The organism is Paenibacillus rhizoplanae (genome assembly GCF_042684125.1).
Taxonomy (GTDB): Bacteria; Bacillota; Bacilli; order Paenibacillales; family Paenibacillaceae; genus Paenibacillus_AQ; species Paenibacillus_AQ rhizoplanae.
In genome coordinates this window covers 86,805-112,500 of sequence record NZ_JBHUKY010000026.1, presented here as the reverse complement: position 1 = coordinate 112,500, position 25,696 = coordinate 86,805, and the positions used below count along the sequence as shown (strand labels likewise).

The 25,696-nt window shown below is 51.5% G+C and carries 21 protein-coding genes, 1 pseudogene and 2 CRISPR repeat arrays; of the genes and pseudogenes, 19 read left to right on the top strand and 3 right to left on the bottom strand.

The genetic code is table 11. From position 1 onward, the window contains the following. The first annotated feature begins 9 nt into the window (after window positions 1-9). The 10 genes from hemW (ACFSX3_RS16360) to ACFSX3_RS16315 are packed head-to-tail and all read left to right on the top strand — an operon-like array spanning window position 10 to window position 11,232. Window positions 10-1,377, top strand: a complete 1,368-nt coding sequence (gene hemW, locus ACFSX3_RS16360) for a radical SAM family heme chaperone HemW (RefSeq protein WP_209991697.1) — start codon at window positions 10-12, stop codon at window positions 1,375-1,377. A gap of 14 nt (window positions 1,378-1,391) precedes the next feature. Continuing rightward, complete coding sequence (locus ACFSX3_RS16355) at window positions 1,392-1,709, top strand: carboxymuconolactone decarboxylase family protein (protein WP_209991696.1); 318 nt, start codon at window positions 1,392-1,394, stop codon at window positions 1,707-1,709. Further along, window positions 1,699-3,081, top strand: a complete 1,383-nt coding sequence (gene hemW / locus ACFSX3_RS16350) for a radical SAM family heme chaperone HemW (RefSeq protein WP_209991695.1) — start codon at window positions 1,699-1,701, stop codon at window positions 3,079-3,081. The genes ACFSX3_RS16355 and hemW (ACFSX3_RS16350) overlap by 11 nt, the downstream gene beginning before the upstream one ends. Beyond that, complete coding sequence (locus tag ACFSX3_RS16345; protein ID WP_209991694.1) at window positions 3,078-4,517, top strand: U32 family peptidase; 1,440 nt, start codon at window positions 3,078-3,080, stop codon at window positions 4,515-4,517. Before hemW (ACFSX3_RS16350) ends, ACFSX3_RS16345 begins: the two co-directional genes overlap by 4 nt. After that, on the top strand, window positions 4,514-5,710 hold the full coding sequence (locus ACFSX3_RS16340) for a flavodoxin family protein (RefSeq protein ID WP_209991693.1): 1,197 nt from the start codon (window positions 4,514-4,516) through the stop codon (window positions 5,708-5,710). The genes ACFSX3_RS16345 and ACFSX3_RS16340 overlap by 4 nt, the downstream gene beginning before the upstream one ends. A gap of 39 nt (window positions 5,711-5,749) precedes the next feature. Further along, window positions 5,750-6,508 carry an alpha/beta fold hydrolase gene (locus ACFSX3_RS16335; protein ID WP_209991692.1) on the top strand — a complete coding sequence of 253 codons (759 nt, stop codon included), beginning with the start codon at window positions 5,750-5,752 and terminating at the stop codon, window positions 6,506-6,508. Window positions 6,509-6,510: 2 nt separating this feature from the next. Further along, on the top strand, window positions 6,511-7,794 hold the full coding sequence (locus ACFSX3_RS16330) for a B12-binding domain-containing radical SAM protein (protein ID WP_209991691.1): 1,284 nt from the start codon (window positions 6,511-6,513) through the stop codon (window positions 7,792-7,794). A 26-nt stretch (window positions 7,795-7,820) separates the two neighbouring features. Next, window positions 7,821-9,107, top strand: coding sequence for a B12-binding domain-containing radical SAM protein (locus ACFSX3_RS16325; protein ID WP_209991690.1), 1,287 nt, complete (start codon window positions 7,821-7,823; stop codon window positions 9,105-9,107). A gap of 4 nt (window positions 9,108-9,111) precedes the next feature. Further along, on the top strand, window positions 9,112-10,410 hold the full coding sequence (gene hemW / locus ACFSX3_RS16320) for a radical SAM family heme chaperone HemW (RefSeq protein WP_209991689.1): 1,299 nt from the start codon (window positions 9,112-9,114) through the stop codon (window positions 10,408-10,410). 15 nt (window positions 10,411-10,425) lie between these two features. Then, window positions 10,426-11,232, top strand: a complete 807-nt coding sequence (locus tag ACFSX3_RS16315; RefSeq protein ID WP_209991688.1) for a hypothetical protein — start codon at window positions 10,426-10,428, stop codon at window positions 11,230-11,232. 1,297 nt (window positions 11,233-12,529) lie between these two features. On the opposite strand, the gene pyk is transcribed toward ACFSX3_RS16315, so the two are convergent. Then, on the bottom strand, window positions 12,530-13,960 hold the full coding sequence (pyk, locus tag ACFSX3_RS16310; protein ID WP_209991687.1) for a pyruvate kinase: 1,431 nt from the start codon (window positions 13,958-13,960) through the stop codon (window positions 12,530-12,532). A 139-nt stretch (window positions 13,961-14,099) separates the two neighbouring features. On the opposite strand from pyk, the gene ACFSX3_RS16305 reads away from it, so the two are divergent. The 7 genes and pseudogenes from ACFSX3_RS16305 (at window position 14,100) to ACFSX3_RS16275 (ending at window position 21,123) form a co-directional block, all read left to right on the top strand. Beyond that, a complete protein-coding gene (locus tag ACFSX3_RS16305) occupies window positions 14,100-15,002 on the top strand; it encodes a LysR substrate-binding domain-containing protein (RefSeq protein WP_209991686.1) in 903 nt (300 codons plus the stop codon). Between the two features lie 422 nt (window positions 15,003-15,424). Next, window positions 15,425-16,536: direct repeats of the CRISPR family, unit length 33 nt; unit sequence GTCGCACTCTGTATGGAGTGCGTGGATTGAAAT. A gap of 229 nt (window positions 16,537-16,765) precedes the next feature. Beyond that, the gene (locus ACFSX3_RS16300) at window positions 16,766-17,428 is read left to right on the top strand and encodes a Type 1 glutamine amidotransferase-like domain-containing protein (RefSeq protein ID WP_209991685.1); all 663 of its coding nucleotides are present in this window, start codon (window positions 16,766-16,768) and stop codon (window positions 17,426-17,428) included. Window positions 17,429-17,555: 127 nt separating this feature from the next. Continuing rightward, a complete protein-coding gene (locus ACFSX3_RS16295; RefSeq protein ID WP_209991684.1) occupies window positions 17,556-18,104 on the top strand; it encodes a glutathione peroxidase in 549 nt (182 codons plus the stop codon). A gap of 47 nt (window positions 18,105-18,151) precedes the next feature. Beyond that, a pseudogene (locus tag ACFSX3_RS16290) lies at window positions 18,152-18,310 on the top strand (RidA family protein); the annotation flags it as partial. A 26-nt stretch (window positions 18,311-18,336) separates the two neighbouring features. Beyond that, window positions 18,337-19,329: an HD domain-containing protein gene (locus ACFSX3_RS16285; protein WP_209991683.1), complete on the top strand. Its 993-nt coding sequence runs from the start codon at window positions 18,337-18,339 to the stop codon at window positions 19,327-19,329. A 3-nt stretch (window positions 19,330-19,332) separates the two neighbouring features. Next, window positions 19,333-19,527 (top strand): hypothetical protein, encoded by a 195-nt coding sequence (locus tag ACFSX3_RS16280; RefSeq protein ID WP_209991682.1) that lies wholly within the window; start codon window positions 19,333-19,335, stop codon window positions 19,525-19,527. 524 nt (window positions 19,528-20,051) lie between these two features. Next, window positions 20,052-20,481: a CRISPR direct-repeat array (repeat unit 32 nt; unit sequence GTCGCACTCTACGTGAGTGCGTGGATTGAAAT). 93 nt (window positions 20,482-20,574) lie between these two features. After that, entirely contained in the window at window positions 20,575-21,123 is a 549-nt protein-coding gene (locus ACFSX3_RS16275; protein ID WP_209991681.1) for an HAD-IIIA family hydrolase, read from the top strand. Between the two features lie 38 nt (window positions 21,124-21,161). On the opposite strand, the gene ACFSX3_RS16270 is transcribed toward ACFSX3_RS16275, so the two are convergent. Both ACFSX3_RS16270 and ACFSX3_RS16265 read right to left on the bottom strand, forming a co-directional pair. After that, a complete protein-coding gene (locus ACFSX3_RS16270) occupies window positions 21,162-21,872 on the bottom strand; it encodes a hypothetical protein (protein ID WP_209991680.1) in 711 nt (236 codons plus the stop codon). 1,313 nt (window positions 21,873-23,185) lie between these two features. Next, a complete protein-coding gene (locus tag ACFSX3_RS16265) occupies window positions 23,186-23,419 on the bottom strand; it encodes a helix-turn-helix domain-containing protein (RefSeq protein WP_209991679.1) in 234 nt (77 codons plus the stop codon). 117 nt (window positions 23,420-23,536) lie between these two features. Here ACFSX3_RS16265 and ACFSX3_RS16260 point away from each other — a divergent pair, with 117 nt between their 5' ends. Together ACFSX3_RS16260 and ACFSX3_RS16255 are read left to right on the top strand one after the other, a co-directional pair. Then, window positions 23,537-24,178: a hypothetical protein gene (locus ACFSX3_RS16260; protein WP_379313036.1), complete on the top strand. Its 642-nt coding sequence runs from the start codon at window positions 23,537-23,539 to the stop codon at window positions 24,176-24,178. Window positions 24,179-25,118: 940 nt separating this feature from the next. Then, entirely contained in the window at window positions 25,119-25,454 is a 336-nt protein-coding gene (locus ACFSX3_RS16255; protein ID WP_209991678.1) for a hypothetical protein, read from the top strand. Window positions 25,455-25,696 lie beyond the last annotated feature (242 nt).

Here is a 25,696-nt window from a genome sequence, read left to right as displayed (position 1 = left end):
CTGCTCCAGATGAATAGAGCGAAGCCATACGTTGAAATGTTCAAGGAGAGAGATTCGATCTGCGTCTCGCATTACCCGGTGCCCGTCTCACAGCACGCAGAGCCTGAGGTCCGGGCGTTGATGGAGCTGGATCAGGTGAATACCAAGGATACACCGGTAGCGCTGTATCTGCATATTCCCTTTTGCGATGCCACCTGCTCGTTCTGCCCGTTCAACCGTTATCTGAAGCGGCAGGATCAGGTGGACCGCTACCTGGACGCTGTCCGGCATGAGATTGACAGCTATGCAGCTACGCCATTTGGCAGCAGTATTACGGTCTCCTCTATTAATCTCGGCGGCGGAACACCCTCCTGCCTGTCCTCGGAAGAGCTGACCGGACTTCTGCAATACTTGAAGCAGTCCTTCCGTGTGGAAGAGGAGGCCATGATCTTCATCGAAGGCAACCCCCGGAATTTCACAGCTGACAAGCTGGAGATGCTGGCCTTGCAGGGCCTCAACCGGATCAGCGTGGGCGTGCAGACCTTCCAGGAGGAGCTTGCCGAGGTGCTGGGGCTGTACCACAGTGTGGAGGATTCCTTCGGGCTGGTGAAGAATGCGCGTAACAGCGGCATTGAGAATATCGGCATTGATCTGATGTACAATCTGCCGGGCCAGACACTGGATCAATGGCGGGCGGATATCCTCACCTCCATCGAGCAGGAGATTGACCATATCTGTGTGATTTCCTTCTGTGTGGTGCCGCATACGCAGATTGCTTCGCGTATAGCGGAAGGGAAGATTCCGGGCATCGGGGATGTCTACCGGGAGATCGAGCTGTATACCATCGCCAAGGAGATGCTGCTGGAGGCGGGGTATGAGCAGTACAGCGTCATTGATTTCGCCAAGCCGGGCAAGACGGACCGTCACGCCACCCTGTATTTCTCGGAGCAGGCGCATATGATCGGGATCGGCGCGGCTGCTTTTGGCATCATTAACGGCTATATGTATATCAACAGCGGCAATCTGAATGAATATATGGCCCGCGTGCAGGACGGGCTGCTGCCGGTCAATTGCGGGGAGAAGGCGGATGAACGTGAACTGGCGCACGGGGCTATGGCCAAGGGGCTACGGATGCTGTCCGTTAACCGTGCCGAGTTCGTGAAGATGTTCGGTCAGGAGCCGGAGCAGCTGTTCCCGGAGACGATAGAGCGTCTGGTGCAGGACGGGCTGCTGACTCAGGATGCCGAAGGGATTCGGCTGACAGGCGACGGTATTATATGGGGCAACAATGTGAGCAAGCAATTTTTCTCCGCAAAATATGCGGATTACGGGCTGCAGCACCGGATGAAGCTGGCTAAGGGACGCCCGGTGCAATCGGTACATTCGGTTCAATCATAAGGAGGGTATAGCTGATGAGCGATATGTTGATGAGAGTTAATCCGCAGGTGGGGGCCGCTTTTGATAGCATGTGCAAGTCGATTGAGGATACAGGGACGCTTGAGCCCAAGGTGCGGGAATTGATCCGGCTGGCTTGCGTGGTTACGGACCGTTCTGCCTACGGCATCCGGCTGCATGCGCTGAAGGCTTATGAGCTGGGCGCGAGCGCGGAGGAAGTGACGGAGACCGTGATGAATTGTCTGCCGGTGGCAGGGATTGAGGCTGTCTCCTCTGGTCTGGCTGCGGCATTGTCGGCTGTGGAAGCCAAGCGGGGTGTTCATCATGGCCGTTAAGACCACAACCCGTGAATCCTTCTACAACGTCTATCCCCATAGAGATCCTATCTGTGTGTCCCACTATCCCAATCCTGTGACCGAGGTTACCCCGGCTGATATTTACGGAACAATGGGCCTTGGTGACCAGCCTCCGGCGCATAATGTCGGCGCAGTCTATGTCCATGTTCCCTTCTGCGCCTCGGTCTGCATCTTCTGCCCCTTCAACAAGATGGCCTATCAGGAAAAACAGGTGGAGCAGTACATGGAGGCCGTCAAAGCCGAAATCGGCATCTATGCCTCTTCTCCATACGGTTCGCAGTCCACGATCAGCGCGGTGACGTTCGGGGGAGGGACGCCTTCGGCTCTGTCGGCTGAACGGATGGTGGAGATGCTGAAGAGTGTCCAGGCGAATTACCGGGTGACGCCGGATGCGCAGATCTCTTTTGAAGGCAGCCCGGCAACCTTGACGCTGGAGAAAATGCAGGCCATCCGCGCCCAGGGGGCGAACCGGATCAGCATCGGCATCCAGACCTTCAATGACAAGATGGGGCATCATTTGCGGATGAGCCATGATTCCCGGCGGGCCTTCGAGGTGCTGGAGGAAGCGAAGGAAGCAGGCTTCGAGAATATTGGCATCGATCTGATGTATAACCTGCCCGAGCAGACCATGGAGGAGTGGCTGGAGGACGTCCGTACGGCGGTGCGGCTCGGCATCGACCATATCACGGTATTTTCTCTGTGTGTAGTACCGTTCACTGCACTGTTCAAAATGATCAAGGAAGGCAAGATTCCGCCTACCGGCAGTGTCGAGCTGGAAGTGGATATGTATCTGGAAGCCAAGCGGTTGCTTCAGGAAGAAGGCTATGTCCAGTACAGCGTGTGGGATTTCGCCAAGCCGGGCTTCGAGGACCGGCATGTCCTCTTGTACTATACCCAGCAAAAGGATCTGTTCGCGCACGGTCCAGCGGCCTTCGGGTACGTCAACAAGCTGATGTATATCAACCAGGGGGATATCCAGGATTACAGCGACCGGCTCCAGCAGCAGCTCCTGTCCGTCTTCATCGCCAGCCAGGCGGATGATCTGGAAGCGATGCACGGCATGATGGCCAAGGGTCTGCGGATGCTGTCGGTGAAGCGGAAGGATTTCGCGGGTATGTTCGGATATCAGCCGGAAGAAGTCTTCGGTCAGACGATCGATGAGCTGGTAGCCAAAGGCCTGCTGGAAACGGATGAGCATGAGATCCGCCTGTCCGCCAGAGGTATTGTCTGGGGCAACAACGTCTGCAAGGAGTTCTTCTCGGAAGCGAACCAGCAGACCTTCGAGAGCCGTGTGAAGCTGGCACGCGGACAAAAGCCGGCTGAGGCTGCCGGAGAGGAGCTGAAGGGATGAAGCTGTCTGTCGGCACGAACTTTGATGACCGGTTGCCCATCCTGCTGAAGGATTCACATGTGGATGTTTTCTATGGCAAGCTGTCCTCTGATCTGGTGGGCGGCGGAAGACCGACCTTTGCACTGCCCACGATAGACCGGGTGAGAGTGGAGGAGCATGTGAAGCTGCTGCATGCCTACGGGTTCAAGTTCAATTATCTGCTGAACGCTACCTGTCTGGATAACCTGGAGACCACCAAGGATTTCCATTACCGCCTGCGCGAGCTGCTGGAATGGATCGGCACGCTGCAGCCGGAGTATGTGACGGTATCGCTCCCGATGCTGATTGATATGGTGCGTACTGCGTTGCCGGATGTGAAGATCAGCCTGTCTACCTTTGCCAATGTGAACACGCTGAGACAAGCCCAGTATTTCGAGGAAAAAGGCGTCAGCGAAATCACCCTGCCCGAGAGCCGCAACCGTGACTTCGCCTTCCTGGAGAGCCTGCGCAAGAATACCCGCTGCGACTATCAGCTCATTGCGACCAATGACTGTATGCTGGATTGCCCGATGCGCCAGAATCATGCGAACTTTCAGAGTCACGCCTCACAGTGCAACCATGTGACTGACGGCTTCGCGCTGGATTATTATATGCTGCGCTGTACGGAGCGTAAGCTCCAGCACCCGGAGGAGCTGCTGAAGTCGCAGTGGATTCGCCCGGAGGACATGTATGTCTATGAGGAGCTGGGCTACCACAAGTTCAAGCTGACCGAGCGTATGAAGACCACGGAGAAGATTGCGGCTACTGCGCAGTCTTACTCCGAGCGGAAGTATGAGGGGAACCTGCTTAGCCTGCTTAATTCACGGATGGCGGAGGCCGACTTCGAAATGCCGAACTTCTCCAAGAACATCAAGGAGGATTTCGCACCGTCTGACAAAATGAGACAGGTCTACCGCCTGCTGTTCAGCTTCCAGGCCAGCATCGACAACGAGAGTCTGGAGGGCTTTCTGGAGGGCTTCCGCTCGAAGCGCTGCGACCGGATGGACTGTGACAAGTGTGGCTACTGTGCCGAATGGGCCAGCCGGACGGTATCCATGGCGAAGCCGGGGGATGAGGCGCTGAAGGAATTTGAGCAGCTGTTCGCGGCGCTCGCTTCGGGAAGCTTCTTCGAGTCAGCGGCCGGGGCGAAGGCAGTCTGGAGCACGGAGGGCGAGAGTCTTCTGGGTGCGGTCATTGGGCGCAAGCCCGAGTTCATCCGCGATATGGCCGGGCCTGAGATCCGTAAGAAGTCCGAGGAGCTGGCAGCGGCGCGTGGAAGTGCTGAGGTCTTAAGGCAGGATGTGGCCAAGGCCAATGTACTATGCACCCCGGCAGACTTCCGGATGTTCGCGCTTAGCGATCTGCGTGCACTGGGCTTTGATACGGCCGAGCTGGACTTAGAGGAGGCAGCCGGATGAAGAAGATCATCGGGCTTGCCGGGTCTATGAAGAAGCATCACAGCTCCAGCGAATATCTGCTCTCCGTTGCGCTTGAAGCCGCAGCGGAGCAGGGGGTACAGACGGAGCTGCTGCGGCTGAATGATTACAACATTCTGCCCTGTGACGGCTGCGGCAACTGCATGAACGGCAAGCACTGCCACCTGCTGAAGGACCCGGAGGACCAGTTGACGGAGCTGTACGACAAGCTGAAGGAGGCGGACGGGTTCGTCTTCGCCTCTCCGGTCTATGCGCTCTCGCTCCCGGCTGTCTGGAAGAACTGGATCGACCGCTGCGAGCCGTGCAGTGACGAGGATCTGGACTTCGAGTACTACAATTATGACCGGGTGGCCGGAGTGAAGGGCAAAGCGTTCAAGGGCAAGGTCGCCGGACAGATTGTTGTTGCAGCGGGCCCGGGGCATGAATGGGCGCTGGCCTCGCTGATGCCTTGCTTCACGGCGATTAAGCTGTCGATGATTGCCAGCGCAGGCATCAGCCTGATTGAATATGACGGCCAGCCGGGTATCCGCAAGCGCTCCTGGAGCAAGCCGATTGAAGAAGCGGAAGAGGCGAAGATGATGGCCCGGGCGGTCGGGATGCGGGTGGCCTCCTCCTTGGGCTTCTCTTACTTCGACCTTCCCGGGCAGTCGGGGGCAGGGCAAGGGCAGGGAAGCGGGGGGCAGGAACCTATGGAGCGGAGCCAGGAACCTATGGAGCAGAATCTGGAACGCGGGGTGCAGGCTGAAGTCTGGTCTGCCTTCACTGTGCAGGATGTCCGGGATGAGGAGGTTACGCTCGGTGAACTGGCTTCGATTCAGCCGCGCATCTTCGTTATCGGCGATCAGCAGGCCAGCCTCCGTTGCGGGCCGCTGCTGGAGCGGCTGGAGCAGCAGTTCGGCGGGACCGCAGACTGTGCGCTGATTGCAAGAGTGGGGCAGCTGCCCCACTTTATCACTCATGAATTCGTAAAGGAGAAGACAAGTCAGACCGTTCCCGGCTTCGCGCTGTACTATGACTGGGAGGATAAGCTGGCCTCGCATTGCACCCTGGCGCCCGGACAGCCGGCCATTCTGGTAGGCCGAAGCCCCGGGGAATGGCGGTTGTTTGCAGTGGATGAAGCAGACGGCCGGGAGATAGACCGGGTCGTGGACTATCTGGAGGAAGCTGTCGTATGAGCGGCCCGGCCGGGAAGTTCAAGGGAGGATACAAATTACATGTTGAAGACTAAAGGGATACCTTTACATCACACTATTCAGGGTACAGGGGATGCCGTGCTGTGTCTGCACGGCAACCGTGACTCTTCGCTCGTCTTCCGGGATTTGGCCCAGGCGCTTACGCCTCATTATCAGGTGCTGTGCGCGGACTTGCGCGCACACGGCCAGTCGGAATACGACGGTCCGGCCTTCACCCTGGAGGATATGGTCGATGATATTCTCAGGCTGCTGGATGAGCAGGGGCTGAAGCAGGTCTCAATCATCGGGCATTCCCTGGGCAGCACGCTTGCGCTGCTGCTCTCCGCGCGTGAGCCGGACCGGGTGAAGAAGCTGGTATTAATGGGGGCCGCCGCCACCTTCGCGGTTCCGTTCAAGCGGCCGGAGCACGGGGAAGAGATCACGCCGGATACTGTGCGGCAGACGAATGCGGCGGCGGTTCCGTATTTTTTCACCGAGGGCCATGAGGAGGTTCAGCAGCAGATTCTGGAGGGCTGGTCCCGGCTGCCTGCTGCGACCCACCGTCTGATGATTCAGATTAAGCATCCCGATCTCCGGCCGGTCCTGCAGGGCATCCGGCAGAGATCGCTGATTATCACCGGGGAAGCGGACCGGATTACGCCGCTGCACAAGGCGCTCGAGCTGAACCGGTATTTGCCGGACTCCCGGATGCATACGGTTCCAGGCGCCGGACATTTTATGTTTCTTGAGGCGGGCGGGGATGTAGCTGCTGCCACGCTCACTTTTCTTAAGGGGGAGTGAGCATGGGCAGAGTGCTGCTGATCTCGGCGAATACGGAGAAGCGGCCGCCTGTATTCCCGCTGGGTCTTAGCTATATTCACGCCAGTCTTGTCGCTTCCGGCTGGGAGGCAGGCATGCTGGACATGACCCAGCTGGATTATACCCGGGAGGCCGTTACGAATTACCTTAACGCCTATGCGCCCGATTACATCGGCTTGTCGATCCGTAACCTGGATAATTGCTGCATGCAGTATCCCCGGAGCTTCGTGGATCAGGTCTGCTTGATGGTGGATTGGGTCCGGGAATGGAATAGCAGGGCCAGTATCATTCTGGGAGGGGCGGGCTTCTCGCTCCTGCCCAGGCAGTGGCTGCAGGAGACGGGAGCCGATTACGGCATTGTCGGTGACGGCTGTGACAGTATCGTGGAGCTGCTGGACCAGCTGGAAGCGGGGCAGGTGCCGTCCGCAGTAAGCGGGCTCATGTTCAGAACAGGGGCCGGGGAATGGAATTACTGGTCACCGTATGCGCCTGAGCAGCTGGATCAGGAGTATTTCCCCAGCCGCAGCGGATTTCTGCACAGCTATGATGTGGAGCGGAGGGTCCGCCATAATGTATTGACTAAAAGGGGCTGTGCGCTAAGCTGCACCTATTGTGCTTACCCGTCACTGGAGGGCCGGGCCGTCCGCCTGCGGTCGCCTAAGAGGATTGCCGATGAGATTGAGCAGATGGTGGTGCAGTATGATATCGGTTCTTTTGATTTCGTGGACAGTGTGTTCAACTATCCGCTGGAGCATGCCGAAGAGATCTGCCGGGAGCTGATCGGGCGGACACTTCCGTTATCCTGGGGCTGCTTCCTGAATCCGAGGTTCTTCACGGCAGCGTTCGCCGGTCTGCTTAAGCAGGCCGGGTGTACGGAGGTGGAGTTCGGCATTGATTCAGGCAGCGATATCTGCCTCAGGTCGTTCAAGAAAAACTTCCGGCAGGCCGAGATCCGGACGGTGGTCCAGCTCTGCCGCGATCAGGAGCTGGACTTCAGCTTCTGCCTGCTGATCGGGGGGCCGGAGGAGACGCCGGAGACCCTGCACGAGACGCTGGATCTGATGGAGGAGCTTGCGGTGCAGCGCATCTTCGGCTTGTTCGGCATCCGTATTCTGCCGTCCACCGATATGTACAGCTATGTAGGTTCGCCGGAGCCGGATGAGTTGCTTCATCCGAAGTTCTTCATGTCCCCGCAGCTGAGTCTGGAGCAGGCGAACAGCATCTGTGCGCCGTACCGGGAGCGTAACCCGGACTGGATGTTCATTTGAATGAGGAAGACAGGGTGGAGTGAAGCATGAGAATACTGGTGGTGTCTACGAATACACTGCTGAAGCCGCTGCCGGTCCTTCCCGTCGGAGCGGGAATGGTCTACTCGGCTCTGACCGCTGCCGGATTCAGGACACGCTTTCTGGATCTGGCCTTTGTGGCTGAGCCGCTGGAGGCACTCCGCGAGGAGCTGCGGGACACCGGAGCGGATCTGATCTGCCTCTCGGTGCGCAATATCGATAATCAGGTGATCCAGCAGCCGGAGAGCTATCTCTCTTTCTTACAGCAAGTCATGCAGGTATGCCGTACTTGCAGTTCAGCCAAGGTACTGCTTGGCGGGGCTGCAATGCTGGTGATGCCGGGCGAGCTGGTGAAGGAGCTGGGGGCGGATTACGGCATCAAGGGGAGCGGGGGCGAAGCGGAAGCGGTGCGGCTGGCCCGTGAGATCGAGCGGGGGCAGGCCCCGGAGACAGGTACGGTACGTAATGCAGATCCCGCCTATCATCCGGTGTACAGCCGTATTCCGCCGAAGCCGCTGTTCGCTCCGCAGTATTTTATCCCCAACCCCCGCATCAAAAAAGCCTCGATGGGCTATCAGGCCTCCAGAGGCTGCAGCCGGCACTGCATCTATTGCTCGGAGGGCTATATGAATTCCGGCGCCTGCCGGATTCCTGCGGAGCAGTTCAGCGAAGATATGAAGATCCTGGAGAATGACTATCAGGTGCATAATATCACTTTTGTAGACGGGGTGTTCAATCATGAGGTGGAGGAGACGGTAGAGTTCTGCAGGCTGATCGGCAGCACAAGCCCCTCGCTGGAATGGAGCTGCGCCCTGACTCCGGCCCATATTACCGAGGACCTGATCCGCTCGCTGAAGGAGACCGGCTGCCGCTTCGTAGACATCGGGGCTGACTCGGGTTCACGGCAGATGCTCCGGCGGATGGGCAAGCAATTCACCCCGGAGCAGCTTGTTGAGCTGGGACGCCTGCTGGAGCACTATCAGCTTCCCTATTCGGTATCGCTGCTGTTCGGCGGTCCGGGAGAGAATGTGGAGACGGTGCAGGAGACGGTAGAGGTGGTCAATCAGCTGAACCCTGTGTATATTTTGGCCAGCCAAGGCATCCGTGTCTACCCTCACACCGCACTCTACAATATCGCTCTACAGGAGCAGGTGATCAGGGCTGAGGATAACTTGCTTTTTCCGGCCTATTACCAGTCCAAGGAATATAGCGCTGACCTGCTCACCGATGCTCTGTCCGTATCACGCCACATCTATAAGGATATGCTTATGAATTCAATTGGAGGAAGGACTTGATAGAATGAACAAGCCTGTGTACCCGTTCCGGGAGATCGGGATAGGGCATTATCCCATGGGGAACACTCCGGTGTCGCCAGAGGACAGCAAACGGCTGCCGTCTCTCATGAACTTGAATCAAACCGCGGCAAGCTCCAAGCTGGTCTATGTACATATTCCCTTCTGCGACTCCATCTGCCCGTTCTGCCCGTACCCCAAGGCGTTCAATGAGCAGGGAGCCCGCAAGGATTATCTGGCTGCGCTGTTCCGCGAGCTGGAGATGTACGGGATGACGCCGCAGATCCGCAATTGCTCAGTGGAGGCGCTCTATATCGGCGGCGGGACGCCGAGCGTGCTGGACGAGGAAGAGATTACCGCATTATTCGAGCAGCTACAGGCCACACTGCCTATGCATAATATTGAAGAGATCACATTCGAGGGCAATCCCGCTTCGTTCACCGCTGCCAAGCTGAAGCTGCTTCAGGCGCTTGGCGTGAACCGGATCAGTCTCGGGGTGCAGACGTTCAACGATGAGCTGGGCAGACGCCTCGGGCTGCTTCAGACCGGTGAGGATTCACTGCGGAGTATTCAGGATTCCAGAGAGGCGGGTATCGCGAACGTCAGCCTGGACCTGATGTACAATCTGCCGGGCCAGACAATGGAGGAATGGCTGGAGGATCTGGCGAAAGTAGTGGAGCTGGAGATCGGTCATGTCACACTATTTCCGCTGAAGATCATTCCCGGCTTCGGTCTGGCGAAGCGCATTGCCAGCGGCGAGCTTCCGGCCTGCGGCGGACTTGAGCTGGAGCAGCAGATGTATATAGAGGCTTGCCGTTACCTGGAGTCGCAGGGCTATTCGGTGGAATCCACTTATGATTTCGTCCGGCCGGGAGGCCATCATGTGTATAGCCGCAAGCATTTCGACGATTACCTGGACCTGCTGTCTGTGGGGCTGGGTGCGTTCGGCGATGTGGGCGGCTATGCCTACCAGAATGTGAAATTGCTCCCTGAATATGTGAAAAAGATTACATCCGGCGACCTCCCCATTGCTTTAGGCTACGAAGTGAAGGCAGAGGATCTGCCCAACCAGTTCCTGGCGATGGGCCTGCGCCGTACAGCGATTGACCGCCAGCAGTTCCGCCGCAAATTCGGCGTTTTCCCGGAGGAGCATTTCCCGGAGCTGTTCGACAAGTTCGTGAAGGAAGGGCTGGTCGAGATCCGCGAGGACACCATCGCGCTGACGCGTTTCCACGGGTTGTTCTGGGGCAACAATGTATGTAAGGAGTTCTGCGAGGAGCAGATCAAGATGGCTTTTCCAAAATGATGGAGGGGTACTGAGATGAATAGTAAAGTAACCAAAAACGTCTTCTATGAGGATCTTCAGGAGGCCGGGAGGTTCGGGGAACTGGAGCAGCGTCTCATGGGCGAGTCGAACCTGCCGGGACCCCGGGCGAATCTGGGCGCGGCTTCCACCTTCGCGGATGCTTTCGCATCGGATTGGGTCGCCATTGAAGCCTGGGAGCTGCTTGTGCAGTGGACGGGCAAGACAGAGGCGGAAGCGCCTACGGATGATCCCCGCGAGTTCCTGCCGTTCTGCGCGCTCCAGGCGATGGGCAGCTATTACCGCTATGCGGAGCCTGCCCGCCAGGAGACCATTCTGGAGCGTTGCCGGGCGGCGATGAATGATGGCCGCTGGCGGATGCGCGAGGCGGCAGCGATGGCGCTGCAGCGCATCGGGGAGCAGGATTTCGGCGTGCTCCGGGCGTTGTTCGATGGCATGAAAGGCACGGCTAACGCGCTGGAGCAACGGGCCTTCGTCGCTGCCCTGGCTCATCCGCCGATGCTGAAGGAGCAGGCTAATGTCTTGTATGCGCTGGAGCTATCCGAGGAGATCCTGGATACCATTGCCGCCGGACAGACCCGCTACGGCGCGGAAGAATTCCGCGTCCTCTCCAAAGGTCTGGAATATGCGCTCAGCGTATTCGTCGAGCGCGCCCCCGAAGTCGGCTTCCGCATGCTCGCCAAGTTCGCTGTAACGAACGACAAGCGCATGCAAAAGATCGTGAAGTCCAACCTCGGCAAAGCCCGCCTGGCCAAAAAATTCAGCCAGGACGTGGAGCGCATTCAGGTGTTGATGAATGCTTGAGGCGTGCAGCTAGAGAGTATCTAGCTGGTGGTGAATGGCTGATGGGCGGGCAAGGGATACTTGCTCTCGCCTGTGGTGAGAGCAAGGCTGCTAGTGCTCCAGGAGGGCCGCGAAACTGCATCCAGTTGGTGAGGAATGCCTGTCGCACGTGGAGCGGGAGTGTCTGCTCAGCTCCTTAGCGGACCTGAGTGCCGCTATTTCCAAGGAAGTGATGTTTTTTGCTGCCTGGCGGACTGTGGTGCGCTTATTGTATCTCTGCGCGTCCTCTTCAGGCGATAAAGTGGCGAATAAGGGCCCTGGAGTCCGCGAAAGCGGATAAAGGTGGGTTTTCCGCGAAATAAGAGCCTCTGAGTCCGTTAAAGAGAGAAGATTGCTCTGTAGGGAGACCGTCCAAGTATTGCGATCACCTCCCTTGTATGGTGGCAGGACTACTGCAGAGCAGTTACTTATGCAACGCACCAGGGTTCAGAGTGTGAACACAAATAGCCGGCCTTGCACACATAAGTATGCGGTCAGGCTATTTGTCGTGTAGAGTAATATTCCTAGTAATAAGTCTTGTTATTGGTCGATACAGTGTTGAGCGGTTTATGATTGTGCAGAATTTGGGAGAAGAGGTACAATAGAAACAAGAATCGGTGCGAATGCCAAGCTCCCATGAAATCCCCGGGTCCTTCGCACCTCAGAATTTGTCGAATCCCTAAGAGATCGAGGGATATCTTAAAAAGTCAAGGTTAGACTTATACCTTTTCAAGAATAGAGTTAGGGAAGAGATGCTGGATTAATAAGGAAAAAGCATGGGTTATGCTGTTTTCCGCTGTCGCACTCCGTGTGGAGTGCGTGGATTGAAATCTGTCCGGGTCACTCTCACGCCTCACCATAGGCAGTCGCACTCCGTATGGAGTGCGTGGATTGAAATTCCTATGCGGAGAGTTTTAGCCTAACCGCCTGGGCGTCGCACTCCGTATGGAGTGCGTGGATTGAAATCCCACTCTGGGCACTCCAGCTGATCAATGAGCGTGTCGCACTCCGTGTAGAGCGCATGGATTTAAATCTTGACTCGTTAGTGCTTGCGGTAAGCAACGAATAATCGCACTCCTGGAGCTTGTTAATCTAAATCCCCTTTCGTTATACTCTATCCTTGCAATCTGTAACAATTGCTATGACTCTCAATTAGTTGAATAGTAAACGCGGTAAACCGTCCAAGCGGGATAATCACCGACAAGCTCCTTAGGGACGTAGGGTAAAACAAAGACATCCATAAAGGTGCGGTAGGCTCCTGCTTCGGATGTCTTTGTTTTTAGAGCGCTTCGCCTACTCGGTGAACCCGCAGCAGGTTAGTGGTTCCGGTACAGTCTGCAGGGACACCGGCGGTGATGAGGACCAAGTCGCCATTTTGTACGTATCCGGCTGACCTTGCTAGTTCAACGGCGGTTGCTATGGCTGCATCTGTGCTGGAAGCAGACTCGTCGCGGAGCAGCGGAATTACACCCCAAGTCAAGGAAAGGGCATGCAGCACGCTCTCCTTAGTGGATACGGCGATGACCGGTGCAGCGGGCTTGTGCTTGGCGATCATCCGGGCGGTAAAGCCGCTTTCGGTCAGGGCGAGAATAGCCTTGGCGGAGAGCGCGAGGGCAGTGCGGACAACGGATTCGCCGATGGCGCCGGTCACGTTGGTGCCAGTCTCGTTACTCTTGCAGTTGGAGCGGCCGTAGCTCCCCAGGACGGACTCAGCGCGGGCGGCGATGCGGGCCATAGTCTCGACGGACTCCAGCGGGTACTTACCTGCGGCAGATTCACCAGACAGCATGACGGAATCGGTGCCATCGAAGATAGCGTTGGCGACGTCACTTGCTTCTGCACGGGTCGGACGCGGGTTCATCTGCATGGACTCCAGCATGTGAGTGGCGGTAATAACGGGTTTTCCGGCCAGATTACACTTCTTGATCATGTCTTTTTGAACCAGCGGCACATCTTCCACCGGCAAGTCCACGCCCAGATCGCCGCGGGCAACCATTAGTCCGTCGGCTACGCTCAGGATGGCGTCCAGGTTCTCCAAGCCCTCGTCATTTTCAATTTTGGCGATGACTTGGATATGGTCGGCCTTGTGTTTACTCAGAATATGTTTAATCTCGAGAATATCTGCAGCTTTGCGGACGAAGGATTGAGCGATGATGTCGATATTCTGCTCAACACCGAATTTGATATGCAGGATGTCCTTCTCGGTTACGCCAGGAAGACTGGTTTTGATGCCGGGAACGTTGACGCCCTTGCGCGGCTTCAGCTTGCCGCCGTTCTTAACGAGGCAGGTGATCTCGGTACCTTCGGACTTTACGACCTCCAAACGGACTAGACCGTCATCGATCAGGATACTGCTACCGGGCTGCACATCTTGGGGCAACTGCTTATAGGTGACTTGGATGCGGTCCTTCGTGCCGAGCACTTCCTCTGTGGTCAGAATCACAGTTTCACTTGGTACCAATTCCACGTAGTCCGAGGCCATTTTGCCGATACGAATTTCCGGACCTTTGATGTCGAGCAGGACGGCCACATATTGGTTTAGTTCCTTGGCTGCTTCCCGGATGTGGCGGATGCGTTCTGTGTGCTCCTCCAGATCACCGTGAGCTAAGTTCAGGCGGGCGACATTCATACCGGCTTGGATCAGCTTACGGAGCATTTCGGGGCTTTCGCTGGAGGGGCCGATGGTACAGACGATTTTTGTTTTGCTCATGAAATTCTCTCCTTCATCGATAAATTATTTAATCTTGTGAAAATTTTCCCTTATCCTTACAATAAAGCATAATGATTCATCAGAAAAATATATATAATTTCGTTCTTCATCAATTTTGATGTAGGAGGCAGGTCATCTTATGAATCTTCATGCCCTTAAAATATTTCACACCATCTCTGAAAAAGGCGGAGTCACCCGTGCTGCGGAGGAACTACGGATCAGCCAGCCTGCGGTTACGGCCCAGGTACGCAACCTGGAGAAGGAATTAGGCATACAGCTGTTAGCCCCCAAGGGGCGTGGCATTCTAGTGACCGATGCGGGACAGATGCTGGCCAGTCATGCCAAACGATTGTTTGCATTGGAGCGTGAGCTGGATGAGGCAGTCCGTGAATACAAGGCCGGGTTCAGCGGAATCCTGCGGATTGTCGCCACCTATCTGCCCGCCAATCTGCTGCTGCCGGAATGGCTGGCACTCTACAAGCAGGAGCATCCTTCCGTGGAGGTGGTCTTGAATACTGCGAATTCTCGGGAAGCGGTGGAGGGGCTGCTACAGTACGATGCCGAGGTAGCCGTATACGGAGGTGGCTGGGAGGAGCAACCGGGTATTGAATGGGAGCAGCTTCTGGAGGATGAGCTCTGGTTCATCGTCCCGAGAAACCATCCATACGGCGGAAAGGAAATTACTTTAGCGGAGATGATGAAGGTTCCCTTCATTCTGCGTGAAGAGGGAAGTTCTACCCGGGAGCGTCTCTTCTCTTTATGCCGGGCTTTGAACGTGAGTCCTCCCAAGGTCGGTCTACAATTTAATGGGGTGAACGAGATGGTTCGGGCCGTCATCGCGGGCTACGGAGCCATCTTCATCTCCTCCCTGGCGGTAAGGGACAATGTGGAACGCGGGGAAGTGGAGCGTGTGATGGTTAAGGGCACTTCGCTGCTAAATCCGATTGCTGTCTGTACCCGGAAGCAGGAGGCATTGTCGCCGGCGGCGGCAGCCTTTCTCTCATTGGTCCGGGAGCAGGCTAAAGGATGGGCAAGAAATTAACTGTTCCGATGGGATAAGACACACCCTAAATATGGAGCATGGGATGTTTTGAACGTTCTTTTTACAAAAGAGAATTACACGATGATAGCCTAAAACTTGCTCCTTCAACCAGCGCGGTGAACCGGATCTTAAGTAAGAGGGATTTTCAACCTCCCTATGTCTTGTTATTGGTCGTTACAGTGTTGAGAAGTTTATGATTATGCAGAATTTAGGCGAAGAGGTACAATAGAAACAAGAGCCGGTGCGAATGCCAAGCTCCCATGAAATCCCCGGGTCCTTCGCACCTCAGAATTTGTCGAATCCCTAAGAAATTGAGGGGCATCTTAAAAAGTCAAGGTTAGACTTATACCTTTTCAAGAATAGAGTTAGGGAAGAGCTGCAGGATTAATACGGAAAAAGCATGGGTTATGCTATTTTCCGCTGTCGCACTCTGTATGGAGTGCGTGGATTGAAATTAACACTATTAACCGTCAGTAATCCAGCCGAAGCAGTCGCACTCTGTATGGAGTGCGTGGATTGAAATATTTTTTTGGCAAGGGCCATTAGGGTTGTACGAGTCGCACTCTGTATGGAGTGCGTGGATTGAAATTTTGAGAGCCTTATTGCAATCTCCCCTAAGCTCGTCGCACTCTGTATGGAGTGCGTGGATTGAAATAAATTGCCCATCCGGGTAGTTCCGGGCGGCAATAGTCGCACTCTGTATGGAGTGCGTGGATTGAAATACTATCCGTCCGATATGCAGCGCATAAGACTGGCCCGTCGCACTCTGTATGGAGTGCGTGGATTGAAATGCATAAAATCCGCGAATGGCTGACCAAGCGGGTTAGTCGCACTCTGTATGGAGTGCGTGGATTGAAATACGATGGATACTCCAGACGATGCTGCTGCGGAATGTCGCACTCCGTGTGGAGTGCGTGGATTGAAATACCAACAACGGCGCGTGTATCAAACAAACCGGGATTAAGTCGCACTCCGTGTGGAGTGCGTGGATTGAAATATGTGCCGCTGTAACTCCTGGCTCCGCATTTTCCGTCGCACTCCGTATGGAGTGTGTGGATTGAAATGAGACAGTGTACTACGGTGACCGTACCCGGCTGCGTCGCACTCCGTATGGAGTGTGTGGATTGAAATATTGCCTCGTCATAAGCTATGCCAGGCTTTTGCATGTCGCACTCCGTATGGAGTGTGTGGATTGAAATATATCGTGACAAATGAACGATTGTGAGTCCACAAGTCGCACTCTGTATGGAGTGCGTGGATTGAAATACGAGAATACTGGCCGTATTGCAGCTTGACTACGTCGCACTCTGTATGGAGTGCGTGGATTGAAATATTCCATCTCCGTTCTCCAGCAAGCAAGTCTTTAATGTCGCACTCCGTATGGGGTGCGTGGATTGAAATCTTAGCGTCACACACCAATCATGCGAGTCAATCGTCGCACTCCGTGTGGAGTGCGTGGATTGAAATAATTGAAACCAAGGCAGGGATTCTGGAAGTCGATGTCGCACTCCGTGTGGAGTGCGTGGATTGGAATAACAATGGAATGAGATGTTTCGGATCGTCATGGCTGGCTACATTGCTATTTTCTCTTAAAGTAGTCGCTGCTTCTCTACTACCTGGAGGAGCTGATCCATTGTATGGAAAGCGATATTGCGGGGTATGAATGACAGAAAAAATCTTACTCTTACCAGCGCACTGCTGACAGCTGAAGCTAAATTAAACTGCTTTAACGGGGCAAATCATACATATGGAGGTAATGAAGCTTGAGTACTCACTACTATTTCAGTTGGTTTAATGATTTTTTCCCAGATAAGCTGGTTAAGTGGTTGCAGGAGGATCTACAAGACAGACAATCGCTTGTTATGATTAGCGCTCAACCGTCTAATTATGAAGACGGGCAGATTAACTTTGAGGATATAACGGAATGGACATGGCTCCATCAGGCTAATCTTATGTTTAAGGAGAAGCATTTCATCGATTACCGCATGCAGAAGGAAGAGGCCCGGCAATGGATTCAGAACGCTTCGGTCATTTTTTTATGCGGCGGAGATCCTGTTCAGCAGAACAAGTTTTTGGCGGAATATGAATTAACGGATGTAATTAAGAACAGCAAAGCCGTTATCTTGGGGGCCAGCGCCGGTGCATTGAACATGTCTGCCAAATGGGTAACCTCGCGTAACGCCGCTCATACAGTTGAAATAGATACGATTCAGAATGGGTTGGGCTTTGATCCTTTTGCCTATGAATCACACTCGCAACGCGACTACACCTCGTTCGTTCAAGGCTACCTGTTCCCCTTATCGGAGGAGATCGATGTATATGCGGCAGAGCAGGAGAGCGCGATTCGTGTAAAAGACGGCAAAATCGAAATAATGGGTCCGGTATATTATATATCCCGCTCGAAGATTCAGAAAATAAGCGTATGACAACGAATTAGTATTCGATTGCGGATGGTATATTGATTCTTCCTATAAATATAATTGCATCTATATATTAGACCAATAAGAGATAACAACCTATGATGTGTTTATCATAACGAAGGGGAATGATCTGATGTCTATATATGATTTTCAGGTAACCAAGATCAGCGGGAAGACCATTGATTTATCAATATACCTTGGAAAAGTACTCCTTATTGTAAACACAGCCAGTAAGTGCAGTTATTCTCGCCAATTCGCTGATCTTCAGAAGCTTTATGACAATCACAGAGAGCAGGGTTTTGAAATCCTCGGTTTTCCTTGTAACCAGTTCAATGAGAAAGAGCCAGGGAACAACTCAGAAGTGCAGGAATACTGTGAGGGACACTTTGGAGTGACATTTCCGTTATTTGAGAAGGTGGAGGTTAGGGGGCAGAACCCGCATCCATTATTTGAATTTTTAACGAAGCAAGCGCCATTTCAAGGCTTCGATACCCAGACTGTGAACGGTAAATGGATGCAGAATTTCCTGCAAGAAAAGTATCCTGACCTATACGCAGGGCATGGGATCAAGTGGAATTTTACAAAATTTCTGATCGGCCGGAACGGACAAGTACAGGGTAGGTACGAAACAACGACGGAGCCATTTGAAATACAGTCAGCGATTGAAGCATTGCTAGACTGATTGTTGATCCTTACCTCATAGGGTAGTATAATCATTGAAATTTTGCTAATTTTGAAGAACATCATAAAGTGTTAAATGGCTGTTCTGATCTTATGCTGGATGTTTTCGGAGAAAAGGGTGTCCATGCGCGATCAGTGTTTGGAGCTGTTTCGGTAAGAGACAATTTTCCAATCATCATTGATTCAATATTTGAGGTTGAAGAATAAAGGAGAACCCAGGAGGAAACCTTGGAATGGACTTTCGGTTAAGACTTGATGGTGCTTTAGATGAAATTTATGAACCTCTATGGAAGTTACAGATTCAGCTCACCGATGAAGAAAAAGCGCTGCTCCGAAGCAAGAAGGTGCGGCGGCTTCATTACATTCGGCATGGCGGAGCTTCTTTCATTAATACCCACCATACCTACAGCCGCTTACAGCATACGTTGGGTGTATTTGCGCTTACAGCGCATTTTGAGCCGGATAATCATACGTTGCGGGCAGCTGCATTGCTGCATGATATCGGGCATGCGCCTTTTAGTCATACACTAGAATCCCTTCCAGGCGTGGATCATCATGAATGGACGCGGGAGGCCGTGTTTTCACAGGAGATCGTTGACATCCTAGCCCGTGCGAATATTCGTACAACTGATGTTATGGACTATATAGATGGATCAAAGCGGAGCCTATTGAGGAACAAGGACGGAATTCTTCATGCAGATCACCTGGACTCCTGGGTCAGAAGTGCATTTGTCGGCGGTTATCTGACTATTTCGACTGGGGAACTTTTAGAAGCGATGAGCTATAGAAATGGAAATCTCCAGTTCACACTGGAAGCCGGCAAGCGTATCACTGAGCTTATATGGGAAGAAGCCCGTATGCACGCTTCCCCGGCTAATATCGGCGTAAACGCGATAATGAGGAAACTGGCTGGCCGCTTAGTACATAAGGATGAAATTGAAGCAGCAAAGTTGCCGATCATGACGGATACGCATATTGAGCAGTTGCTTTGTAGTGATCCAGACACACGGGAAGAGTATGAGAAGTTACTCATGGAATCATGGCGAATTCGCATGTCGCGGGCAAAGCCTGCTTTTCCAGTGGAAACGGCAGTGCTGAGTAAGCTCTATCTCGCAATGCCGCTTATCCAAGGTGTTGTAACTACTGAGTATTCGGAAGACTGCCTCGCCACGATCAACCAGCTTACAGAGCTGCTAGGCACATACTACGTTTGGTGGGAGTATTAATATATGACGAATCAAGAGAATTTAACTTGCAAAGCATGTGGAAGTACTACCTTTGTAAAAGGTGAAGTGAATGCAGTGGATGCTAGAGTGATGCCGATCGGTAAAACCTTTTCCTTTGGCTCCCCGGTTATCTATACATTTTGTAAAAAGTGCGGAGAAGTAGCCTCCATTAGAATTAAAAATCCGGATAAATTTTGAACATAACATTTCGTAATCAAATTTAATGAGGAGTGAATTTATATTGATATTCTTTAAATTAAAGCCCCTATTTAAATTAACTGCTCTGGTTCTTACTGTCTTTGGCTGCTACGTGCTTATTATGAGATTATTTTTCTAATGATGGCCTTATCTTCAAAAAAGTCCAAAAAATTGTGGCCGAGTGCCTTATCGATAACATTCCATCTATCAGAGTTTTGGAGAAATTGAATTTTACACGAACCGAGTAAAGAACGGAATGATTATGTGGGAATTACTAAATATACACTAATTTATCGCGTCATGCAGAATGACTTACGATAGATTAAAATAGAAAAGAGATCCGGTGCGAATGCCAAGCTCCCATGAAATTCCCGGGAGTTTCGCACCTCAGAATTTGTCGAAAGTCTATAAATATGGGGGTAGTCTTGATAAGTCAAGGGTGGTCTTATATCTTTTCAAGAATAGACTTAGGAGCCAGATAGTGAATTAATACGGGGAAAGCATGGTTTATGCTTTTTTTCGCTGTCGCACTCTACGTGAGTGCGTGGATTGAAATATGGCAAGTATGAGCTTCCGGGAGGGAGGGTCAGTCGCACTCTACGTGAGTGCGTGGATTGAAATACATTACGACACTTAAAAACCTGAGACACAAAACCGTCGCACTCTACGTGAGTGCGTGGATTGAAATACAAAATGTCGAAATCAAGGGATAAGGGTGTAGGTCGCATTCTACGTAAGTGCGTGGATTGAAATAGCTCATTGAGCAGCGTCTGGCAGCGTGCCAGCAGGTCGCACTCTACGTGAGTGCGTGGATTGAAATCAAGTGAGGCAGATCGGTAAAGCTTTTCCAATCGCGTCGCACTCTACGTGAGTGCGTGGATTGAAATTACGTCCTGGATGATGTAATGTACATCGGGGATAGGTCGCACTCTACGTGAGTGCGCGGATTGAAGTATCTAACGAGGTGATGTCCATGAGAGGTTTTGTAATCGTTGTTTTGATTTTAGTTGTGGCTTTGGATTCTTCAGAAAGAAGAGGTGAGTCCGCTTGACCCTGCAAGCTGTATTTGTCGATCGCGATGGAACCTTGGGCGGGAACGGTCATTTCATTCACCCCCGGAATTTTGAATTATTTCCATCCTCATTAGAAGCATTGCAATTATTCAAAAAATATGGAATCCCAATCATCGCCCTAACGAACCAACACAACATATCTAAAGGACGTGCTACAGAATTAGACTTTAGGAATGAATTTGACAGTTACGGATTCTATTCCGCATACATATGTCCTCATGAGCCTGAAGACGGCTGTGTATGCCACAAACCGCAACCTGGGATGCTTCTGCAAGCGGCAACCGATCATGGATTAGATTTAACCCGGTGTGCGGTGATTGGCGATGTGGGTTCAACTGATATGCTTGCAGCCGCAGCAGTGGGGGCCAGAAGAATTCTGGTAGAGACAGGCTGGGGGCTGCAGTCTTTGAATAAATACCGTCACCTGTGGTATGAGCAAGCAGAACCAGATTATATTGCGAAAGACCTTCTGGATGCGGCAAAATGGTTAGTTAGCACAATAAAGCGGACCACGCTTGAGTAGAACTGCGTTGTCCGCTTTGTTTTGCTAGGGTCCCTCGGTTATTGCACGTTTTCCGGGTTAAACTCCGTTAGGCGGATCAAAGGCTTTTTCCTCCGAGTTCCTTTTTTCGTTGTGGTATTTCCTTGTTCGTCCGTTCTCCGCTCTATAAATTGTCCGGTCAAAAAATTGATATCATCCTCGTCCGCTTGATCCATAGTGGCTGCTCCGGTGAAGTAGCTTCCGCTTGTCGCTCCGATTAGAAACCAATCCTTATCCTGGTACCGGAATCTGTATTTGTTATACCATCTCCAGTTGCTCCCTCCGTAATCGCTAACCAAGACAGACCCCCGATTAATGGTAAGGCTATCAAAAGGATCGCCCCATATCCCGCCCTCATCCGCTTTTAGAATGACATTGTCTGCGATGATCGAGAGGGTATAAGAATTGTTTTTGCTGCCAAAAGCGATTAAGAGTGACCGGGGAGACGCCTCGTCCTTGAGCGCATTTTTCTCAATGACCATTGCCAGATCGGGGATACCATCTTTATTCAAATCCCCTTTGGCGATAGCCTTCTCTCCCAGACTTGGCTCTAACATGTGCCAACCTGCCGGAATTAGTGCATTAATGTTATTTGCTTTGGCTTCCGGTGTTGGGGTATGGGTTGGCGCTGCTTTTGCCTCCGCAGTTTGAAGTTGATAAGGAGCGTTACACCCCACTATGTAGCTTAAAAGGGCAACAATACCTACGGACCTTACTATTAGTTTTTTCATCGAGTCAGATTCCCTTCCTCTTCATGTGTTTCAGCTTAGTACGTGTACCTTCACTAGTATAGCGAATGGATTGATGAACATGTAATACCTTGGACACAACAAAAAAACTACAATATTGAGAGATTTATATTTATGCAGAATTACTTGCGATGAATTAAAATAGAAAAAGAGAATCGGTGCGAATGCCAAGCTCCCATGAAATCCCTGGGGGTTTCGCACCTCAGAATTTGTCGAATTCCTGACAGGTTGATAGTGCTAGTTGAATGTCAAGGTGTGATTCATACTTATCTGATATAATATTAAGGGAAAAGAATTGAAACGATATGGGAAAGGCATGGGTTATGCTGTTTTCCGCTTCGCACTCTACACGAGTGCGTGGTTTGATTGTTAATGACATATCATCTCTCCTTCTTAGTTTTCCGCTTCGCACTCTACACGAGTGCGTGGATTGAAATGTATACCTCACTGGATGAATGCTTTTGAAGTGGAGTCGCACTCTACACGAGTGCGTGGATTGAAATAGCGTAACGTATGTCAGTCATGCCGTCATAGGTGTCGCACTCTACACGAGTGCGTGGATTGAAATTGGGCGTAAACCTGTGTTTGAAAAAGGTGCTGTCCGGTCGCACTCTACACGAGTGCGTGGATTGAAATCATAATACGTTGGAATTTGGAATAGACACTTTGGTCGCACTCTACACGAGTGTGTGGATTGAAATCATAACAAAATACCTCCAGCAACAACAGCACCAAGTCGCACTCTACACGAGTACGTGTATTGAAATGCGAAGCCGGTTATATCGAATGAGTCAATACCTGGTCGCACTCTACACGAGTGCGTGGATTGAAATTATAAGTAGTGGTCCTGAGCAAAAGGGCAAGGGGGTCGCACTCTACACGAGTGCGTGGATTGAAATATACCAGGGTTACCGGGCCTACATTGACCGACACGGTTGCACTCTACACGAGTGCGTGGATTGAAATCGGGAATGGCTTGCAGGAGACGGGTGGTCTCTGGAAGTCGCACTCTACACGAGTGCGTGGATTGAAATCTAATTTGGAAGGCATAAATCGGGGCTTGTCCGGTCACACTCTACATGAGTGCGTGGATTTAAATCTCAAGGGGAAATACTTTGGGGGTTAAAGCACTTAAATGATTGGACTTCCTGTAAAACGGATAATAACGAATACGGTTGGGTCCCAGCTTTTTGTTTATCTGACTTACAGGATTCTTGTTAGCTCCTGCTCATAAGTAAAAGCACTGAATATCTGCGCAGCCGCAGGACTCAGTGCTTTTTTTATAAAATCTTATCCTATTTCTTTCGGCGTACCTCAAATAAGTCGTTAGGGCTGACTTCAAAATAAAGACACAACTTCATGATCAACTCTGCCGATATTTTCTTCTTGTCCATGTTGGTGTTATGCACTAATTCCATAATTGTTGTTCTTCGGTGTCCGATTTCATTGGACAATTTTAGTACTGAGATATTGTGTACCTTTAAAATTTGGTCGAGTTTACAATGTAGCGTATATTTATCAAATTCCATAGGGCCCCTCCTAAATAAAAATGGTTGCACTTTAAAGGTGCATAATGTATATTGTTGATATAGAAGTTGAACTTTAAACGTGCAGTTCCCTTGAGGCAATCAAATGGAGGATGCTCTATGCCCAAACGTCGCCCTCGTAAGCTTAACACTCAAGCTATTCTTGAAATATTACGAAAAAACATAGTGTGGCCAGAACTTCAAGGATTACCTGATAACATTCATTACTATCACCTCACTGATGCACTGGGGCGCAAATGGCAGACCATCGGTTGTCATGTTACAGATGCGATTAAGGTTTTCAAAATGGGCGCGTACCCACCTTGGACAGTGATTATTGAAAAAGCACCTGATAAGCCTGATATTACATCCCGAGAGTTGATAGCGATCCTGAATTGTGATGATAAAGCGTTAGTTAGTGACATGCAAATTATTTTAAATACACCAAGAAGATGCAATCAGTTTATAAATACTATTGTTAACGTTAATCATTATAGCATTTTTACAGTGTTATATGATCTGAAAAATGAGTATATGTTGAATGATCCAATACCCACTTTAGAATTCGAGGCTCTGTATAAAACAAACCCAATCGAAGCGTTATCGCGATTTTATTTGGAAAATGTAGATACATTGGATTATTGGGATTGGGTGCAAACTGGAGGTTCATCCGAACTGGCTGTTGATTTTAGAACAGAGAATCCTACGCTAAGTTTTATACAAGCTATTGAAAAGGCTGAGCGGACGAAAGGGAATACATAAACATTGGAAGCTAGGAATGAGTAAAATCATTTTGCAGAATATATGCCGTGGAGTAAGATAGGGGATAGGGCTGGTGCGAATGCCAAGCTCACATGAAATACCCGGGTCATTCGCACCTCAGAATTTGTCGAAACTCTGAAGGAGTGAAGGCGGTTTTGAAAAGTCAAGTATAAACGCATACCTATTCGAGAATATACCTAAGGGAGAACTAGTGAATTAATACGCAGAAAGCATAGGTCATGTTGTTTTCCGCTGTCGCACTCCGTGTGAGTGCGTGGATTGAAATTCGAATGACGTAACTGGTGATGATACGATTGACTGTCGCACTCCGTGTGAGTACGTGGATTGAAATTTGAATGTGCCTCAATTATTCAACTTAGCCAAATTCGCACTCTATGCGAGTGCGTGGATTGAAATTTTATTCCCCACGATAATGACCTTTTGAATAATGGTCGCACTCTATGCGAGTGCGTGGATTGAAATAGCATGGAATACGTCGTCCGGCGCGGCCTTTGCGGGTCGCACTCCATATGAGTGCGTGGATTGAAATATTAAACAGGGGTATGAGTAACTAAAGACACTACCTTCGCACTCCATGTGAATGCGTGGATTGAAATAAGTCAGACGGCAAACGTGAGTACAAAGCTTACATGTCGCCCTCTATGCGAGTGCGTGAATTGAAATATTAATCCATATGCCACGACTTTCAAAAGAACGCAGTCGCACTCTACGTGAGTGCGTGGATTGAAATCGGTTTCTTACTGCATCAAACATGGACAAATCGTCGCACTCTATGTGGGAGCGTGGATTGAAATACAAAGGAATGAGAGTCAAATAGACCTAGACCGTGTCGCTCCTCATGTAGGAGCGTGGATTGAAATACTCAATCGTGAGAATCCTGGATCTCCTAGATTGTCGCTCCTCGTGCAGGAGGCGTGGATTGAAATTTAGTATGATTGCCCTGCAATACATTAAAGACTATGTCGCTCCTAGTGCAGGAGCGTGGATTGAAATACCTGTGATCGTAATTTGTACGGGCATGTATGAGTCGCTCCTCGTGCAGGAGCGTGGATGCGGCATCCAGCATTCTATCTGTGATGCGGTCGCTCCTCGTGCAGGAGAGTGGATTGAAATTCCAACGAGATTAGCTGAGTTTATGAAGATGGTGTCGCTCCTTGTGCAGGAGCGTGGATTGAAATACCAACTGGACATCTGTGGCCAAAGCTTGCATCTGGTCGCTCCTCGTGCAGGAGCGTGGATTGAAATTGTTTGGTAATGACCGGTGTCCCACGCACCTGAAGTCGCTCCTCATGCAGGAGTGTGGATTGAAATAGCCAGCCGATCAGGAGAATTTTTATCTCGTTGGAGGCGCTCCGTATGCATGAGCATGAATTGAAATAGAGCGAAGAATAATCGCCCTCATACCCTCAGATGCTTCCCCCTCCCCCCTCCCCACTCCCCCACCCCCCGTACATATCCCACAAGTGAGTATCCGACCCGGACCCTGGCATGTTAGAA

Coding starts and splice junctions, on each gene's coding strand:
- ACFSX3_RS16355 (WP_209991696.1), top strand. CDS start 1,392: ATGAGCGATATGTTGATGAGAGTTAATCCGCAGGTGGGGGCCGCTTTT.
- ACFSX3_RS16280 (WP_209991682.1), top strand. CDS start 19,333: ATGACGAATCAAGAGAATTTAACTTGCAAAGCATGTGGAAGTACTACC.
- ACFSX3_RS16270 (WP_209991680.1), bottom strand. CDS start 21,872: ATGAAAAAACTAATAGTAAGGTCCGTAGGTATTGTTGCCCTTTTAAGC.
- ACFSX3_RS16340 (WP_209991693.1), top strand. CDS start 4,514: ATGAAGAAGATCATCGGGCTTGCCGGGTCTATGAAGAAGCATCACAGC.
- ACFSX3_RS16260 (WP_379313036.1), top strand. CDS start 23,537: ATGCCCAAACGTCGCCCTCGTAAGCTTAACACTCAAGCTATTCTTGAA.
- pyk (WP_209991687.1), bottom strand. CDS start 13,960: ATGAGCAAAACAAAAATCGTCTGTACCATCGGCCCCTCCAGCGAAAGC.
- ACFSX3_RS16330 (WP_209991691.1), top strand. CDS start 6,511: ATGGGCAGAGTGCTGCTGATCTCGGCGAATACGGAGAAGCGGCCGCCT.
- ACFSX3_RS16305 (WP_209991686.1), top strand. CDS start 14,100: ATGAATCTTCATGCCCTTAAAATATTTCACACCATCTCTGAAAAAGGC.
- hemW (WP_209991697.1), top strand. CDS start 10: ATGAATAGAGCGAAGCCATACGTTGAAATGTTCAAGGAGAGAGATTCG.
- hemW (WP_209991689.1), top strand. CDS start 9,112: ATGAACAAGCCTGTGTACCCGTTCCGGGAGATCGGGATAGGGCATTAT.
- ACFSX3_RS16335 (WP_209991692.1), top strand. CDS start 5,750: ATGTTGAAGACTAAAGGGATACCTTTACATCACACTATTCAGGGTACA.
- ACFSX3_RS16325 (WP_209991690.1), top strand. CDS start 7,821: ATGAGAATACTGGTGGTGTCTACGAATACACTGCTGAAGCCGCTGCCG.
- hemW (WP_209991695.1), top strand. CDS start 1,699: ATGGCCGTTAAGACCACAACCCGTGAATCCTTCTACAACGTCTATCCC.
- ACFSX3_RS16295 (WP_209991684.1), top strand. CDS start 17,556: ATGTCTATATATGATTTTCAGGTAACCAAGATCAGCGGGAAGACCATT.
- ACFSX3_RS16265 (WP_209991679.1), bottom strand. CDS start 23,419: ATGGAATTTGATAAATATACGCTACATTGTAAACTCGACCAAATTTTA.
- ACFSX3_RS16285 (WP_209991683.1), top strand. CDS start 18,337: ATGGACTTTCGGTTAAGACTTGATGGTGCTTTAGATGAAATTTATGAA.
- ACFSX3_RS16315 (WP_209991688.1), top strand. CDS start 10,426: ATGAATAGTAAAGTAACCAAAAACGTCTTCTATGAGGATCTTCAGGAG.
- ACFSX3_RS16345 (WP_209991694.1), top strand. CDS start 3,078: ATGAAGCTGTCTGTCGGCACGAACTTTGATGACCGGTTGCCCATCCTG.